4 protein-coding genes and 1 pseudogene are annotated in these 4,173 nt (G+C 67.2%); 4 read left to right on the plus strand and 1 reads right to left on the minus strand.

The window, feature by feature from the left end; all coding sequences use genetic code 11:
- The first annotated feature begins 131 nt into the window (after nt 1–131).
- The 4 genes and pseudogenes from ACN6LB_RS45570 (at nt 132) to ACN6LB_RS45585 (ending at nt 3,425) form a co-directional block, all read left to right on the plus strand.
- Nucleotides 132–1,598, plus strand: a complete 1,467-nt coding sequence (locus ACN6LB_RS45570; protein WP_445031063.1) for a P-loop NTPase fold protein — start codon at nt 132–134, stop codon at nt 1,596–1,598.
- Between the two features lie 19 nt (nt 1,599–1,617).
- Nucleotides 1,618–2,067 carry a hypothetical protein gene (locus tag ACN6LB_RS45575; protein WP_445031064.1) on the plus strand — a complete coding sequence of 150 codons (450 nt, stop codon included), beginning with the start codon at nt 1,618–1,620 and terminating at the stop codon, nt 2,065–2,067.
- A 129-nt stretch (nt 2,068–2,196) separates the two neighbouring features.
- A pseudogene (locus ACN6LB_RS45580) lies at nt 2,197–2,682 on the plus strand (sporulation protein); the annotation flags it as partial.
- Between the two features lie 221 nt (nt 2,683–2,903).
- The gene (locus ACN6LB_RS45585) at nt 2,904–3,425 is read left to right on the plus strand and encodes a nucleoside deaminase (RefSeq protein WP_445031065.1); all 522 of its coding nucleotides are present in this window, start codon (nt 2,904–2,906) and stop codon (nt 3,423–3,425) included.
- A 46-nt stretch (nt 3,426–3,471) separates the two neighbouring features.
- On the opposite strand, the gene ACN6LB_RS45590 is transcribed toward ACN6LB_RS45585, so the two are convergent.
- On the minus strand, nt 3,472–3,852 hold the full coding sequence (locus ACN6LB_RS45590; protein WP_445031066.1) for a GNAT family N-acetyltransferase: 381 nt from the start codon (nt 3,850–3,852) through the stop codon (nt 3,472–3,474).
- Nucleotides 3,853–4,173: the final 321 nt, after the last annotated feature.

Here is a 4,173-nt window from a genome sequence, read left to right on the forward strand (position 1 = left end):
AACTCCGGCGAGTACTTGCTGGGTGGCGCCACTTCTTCCTCGTTTCCTGTTCAGGACAACCCTATTGGATCCCTGTCCGGAAACTTCGTGGCCCCTCAGCCCTTCGGTACGGAACGCAGCAGCGCCAGCGCATGGAGACGGCCGCGGAGGTCGCCGAAGCCGAGGTCCACGCGTTCGAAACACAGCTGCAGAACCTGACGGCCGCCGGGCAGTTGGCAGGACTGGCCATAGAGCGGGCCACGGAGGGCAGCTACCGGGGCCGCCTTGGAGTGATGACACAGATCCGCGAGGATTTCCAGCGCATGGCCGAACTCCTGGCAAGTGCCACGCAGGAGCGGGCGATCCCCACTCACGCCCAGGGCCCAGGCCGTGACTTGGCAGACGGAACGGAGGTTCCCGGCAGCGATGCCTCTGGTGGTCAGCCTGACCACAGCGGCGGGGCACGTGCCGATGAAGTAGATGACGAACTGCCGAGGATCGACCGGATCATCCTCTATATCGACGATCTTGATCGCTGCCCGCCACAGCGCGTCGTCGAGATGCTGGAGGCCATCCATCTGCTGCTGGCCGTCGAGCTGTTCGTTGTCGTGGTAGCCGTCGATCCCCGATGGCTCCTGCGCTCCATTGCTTCGCACTACCGCGAACTGGTGGACGTGCCCTCGCCTCTCGCGCAGGACGAAACCGAGGAAGGGAGCTCGGTCGACCCCGACGACGAGGAACTGTGGCGCTCAACCCCGACCCAGTACCTGGAAAAGATCTTCCAGGTGGTTCTCACCCTGCCGCCCCTCAACACGAACGGATACCAGCGGCTGTTACGGACATTGGTCGGCACGACAACTGCCCAAACGCCGGAGACACCAGCCACCCCCACACCCCCGGAGGCGGACACAGCAGTGCCACCAACCGAGCCGCAGGCTCCTGCACCTGAGACGGACAGTGAGGAACACACCCAGCCGTCCGATGCCTGGGCAGAGCTGCCCGCCGCCCGCGTCGTGGAGCGGGTCGACCCCCTGACCCTCACCCCAGACGAGATCACGCTCATGGATCTCCTTGGCCCACCACTGCTGGTGTCCACCCCACGGGCGGTCAAGCGGTTCGCCAACAGCTACGGCCTACTCACAGCGATGCGCCATGCACATCGCAACGCAGACCTCGCCGAACAGCACGTCTCCCCGCCCGGCAGCAGGCTGAATGGACAGCAACCGGTCACGTACTGGCCCTACCGGAGCAGCATGGTGCTGCTCGCCGCGCTCATCTCCTACCCGTCCCTGGGGCCGGCGCTCTTTTTGCACCTGCACCATGCCGCAGCATGCGACCCTGATCAAACGTGGGCGCAGTTTCGGACCACGCTGACCCCGCACCGGGAGCCCGCTGCCTGGCGTAACGGTGCCGATCCGCACATGACGCCAGTTCAAGCACAGCAGTGGCAGGCTCTGCTCCGCAGCATGGATCACGTTGCTGCCGCGGCTGCCAGCGCCGGGCTGCCCCTGCCGGAACCACTTTCAGCGTGGGCCCAATGGGTCGTCCCGGTGGGACGGCTCTCGTTCCCGACCGGCCGCATCGTCAGCACCCTGGAGCGACAGCACCCGCTTCCGTAGCGGAAGGGACAGCCACTCCGTGACGAGGAACTGCATCAGCGGGCGGGCCCTGGGCTTGATGGGCGGCGATGACCTCCTGGCCGACCAGGCGGAAATCGACGGCAGCTACCTGCTGGCCGCCGCTCCTGCAAACGGACAAGCTCTTGCACCGCCGGGGGAGACCTATACCGCCTTCACCGGCGAACTCCTGCCCATCCTGCAGCACGGGATCACCGGCCAGCCACGCGAACTGGACCGGGACACCGTCTACCGCCAACTGCGCGGCGAACTCGCTGCGAAGGGCCGGCCGACACCGCAAGAGCGCGACCGCAACACCGCCGGACGCTCGTCCTGGCCCGCAACCAGGCCTACCGCCGCGCGTCTGCCCCGGTACGAGCAGCCGGGCAGGCCTGGCCCGATCCGGACAACTGCCACACACTGTTCGCCTACCTCGACGCGCTTGCCGAGATCGGGGCTCTCAGCGGTCTGAGCATCCCGGCGCGCCTGCGCGCCCAGGAACAATCGCAGCCCACACCACCCTCGCCGGCCAGCAGTCAGCTGCCGCCGCGCGCCTGGCGGGCGCGCCTGGGCGGACGTAACGCAAAGGTCGCAAGGCGTGACCCCCGTCACCCGATGGCTCGTCAACCCCGCCGATGAGACAGCCGGCCGCAAAGGCGGCCAGCAGGTCGGCCGGGCCGACCTCGACGAACTGCGCGAGGCCGCCGACGACGCAAGGCGGTGGGACTCGAAACACGGCGGCGGGAACTGGAAGGCCAACTCGGTCACCGACTGCCTCGACCACCGCGCGGGCCCGCTGCTGCAGGGCAGCTTCTCGGACGAGATCGGCCGTGAACTCTTCTCGGTGACCGCCGAGTTGTCGAGGCTCGCCGGCTGGACGGCCTTCGATGTCGGCCAGCATGATGCCGCCCAGCGGCACTTCATCCAGGCTCTCCGCCTCGCCCGCGCCGGCGGCGACGTGCAGCTCGGCTGCTATGTGCTCACCACGATGGCCATGCAGACGCTGATGCGGGGCTTCGCGTCCCAGGCCGTGGACATGACCCAGGGTGCCTTCGAACGGGCCAGGGGGCATAGAAAGGCCGCCCCGGTCCGGGGAATCTGCGAGAACGGCAGACCTGATGCCGGTACTGGATTGCACGGCGCGGCGTCCCGACTCGGCCGCCCGCGGATCGCACAGATGGGCCCGGGCGACGCTGAGTTGGAAGAGGGAGAACAGGGCGCCCGGCCCCTCACTTAAATGTCGAGGCTCTGTCACAGACACCGTCATACGTATAACCTGTAGTCAGGTTCAACGCTGAGGAGTGTGCAGTGCAGACATCGCCGAACAAGCTGACCGATCTGGACCGAACCCACCTGCTCTCTGCCATCGAGCTTGCGGCCCGGGCACGCAGGAACGGCAACCATCCATTCGGCGCGCTGTTGACCGACTCGACAGGAAACGTCCTGCTCATGGCCGAGAACACGGTGCTGACGCAACGCGACCTCACCGGGCACGCAGAGATCAACCTGGTGAGGTTGGCCTCGCGAGCGCTGGAACCGAGTCAGCTTGTCGAAGCCACCATGTACACCAGCACCGAACCGTGTGCGATGTGCTCCGGCGCCGTCTACTGGAGCGGCATCCGCCGAGTCGTGTACGCGCTCGCGGCCACAGAGTTGAACGTCCTCGCGGGAGCGGACCCCAGAGAACCACTGCTCGACCTGCCGTGCCGCAGGGTTTTCGAGGCAGGCGGGAGCACGGTAGAGGTGTCCGGGCCGTACCTGTACCAGGACGCGGCGGCCGTGCACGCCGGATATTGGGGTGAGGAGCTCGTTGCGCCCGGCAGGACATGAGATCCGTGTTCGGTGGGTGCTCATGAATGAGTCCGGGGCTTGAGCTTCAGTCTTCGGTGAGCTGGTACTCGGTGAGTCGCGCAGTCACTGCGGAATTAGTGCGCAGATAGATGGTCAAAGGGGCGGTGGGGTTCCTGGGGCCCACTTCGAGTCCGACTGACGTCAGGCCGTCTGTGGCGCGCGCATGAAGCGTACGGACCAGGAGTGTTGTGGCGAGCCCGCGTCCTCGATACGGGCGACGAGTGCCCAGGCGTGCGATCCATCCTTCGCGGGTCGCCGCCGTGGTCCCGCCTGCGGGCCATTCCTCTGTGTGGATGTATGCCGCGACCTCGTCACCCGAGGTGTGCCGGCTCGATCGCTTCCGCTTCGGTGCCGAAGGCGACGACCGGGCCGATGCTCTCCTCCTCACATCCCCGCGCGTCGACATCGCCGCGTCGGCTACGACGACGTGCAGAGCATCGAGCGCGAAGACGTCCTCATGGGTTCCGTCGAAGGCGTCAGCAGGTCGGTAGACGTGCTGCGTCGTGTGTCCCCGCGGTGCCCCTCGGTGTGCAGGTGACGAATTCCTCGGCGGCGGCAGACCCGCACCGCTCGAGGCTTCCCAGGAGCAGGTGGAGGGCAGGCCAGAGAAGTAGGGGACTTGACACTCGACCACGGTCTCGACCAGGGGCGTCGGCCGGACCCAGTGGTCCTGGCGCCTCGTGGGGACGGCGCCATGCCCGGCGGGGGACGGCAGTTGGCCGTCGCC

This window comes from Streptomyces sp. SAS_270, from assembly GCF_052543295.1.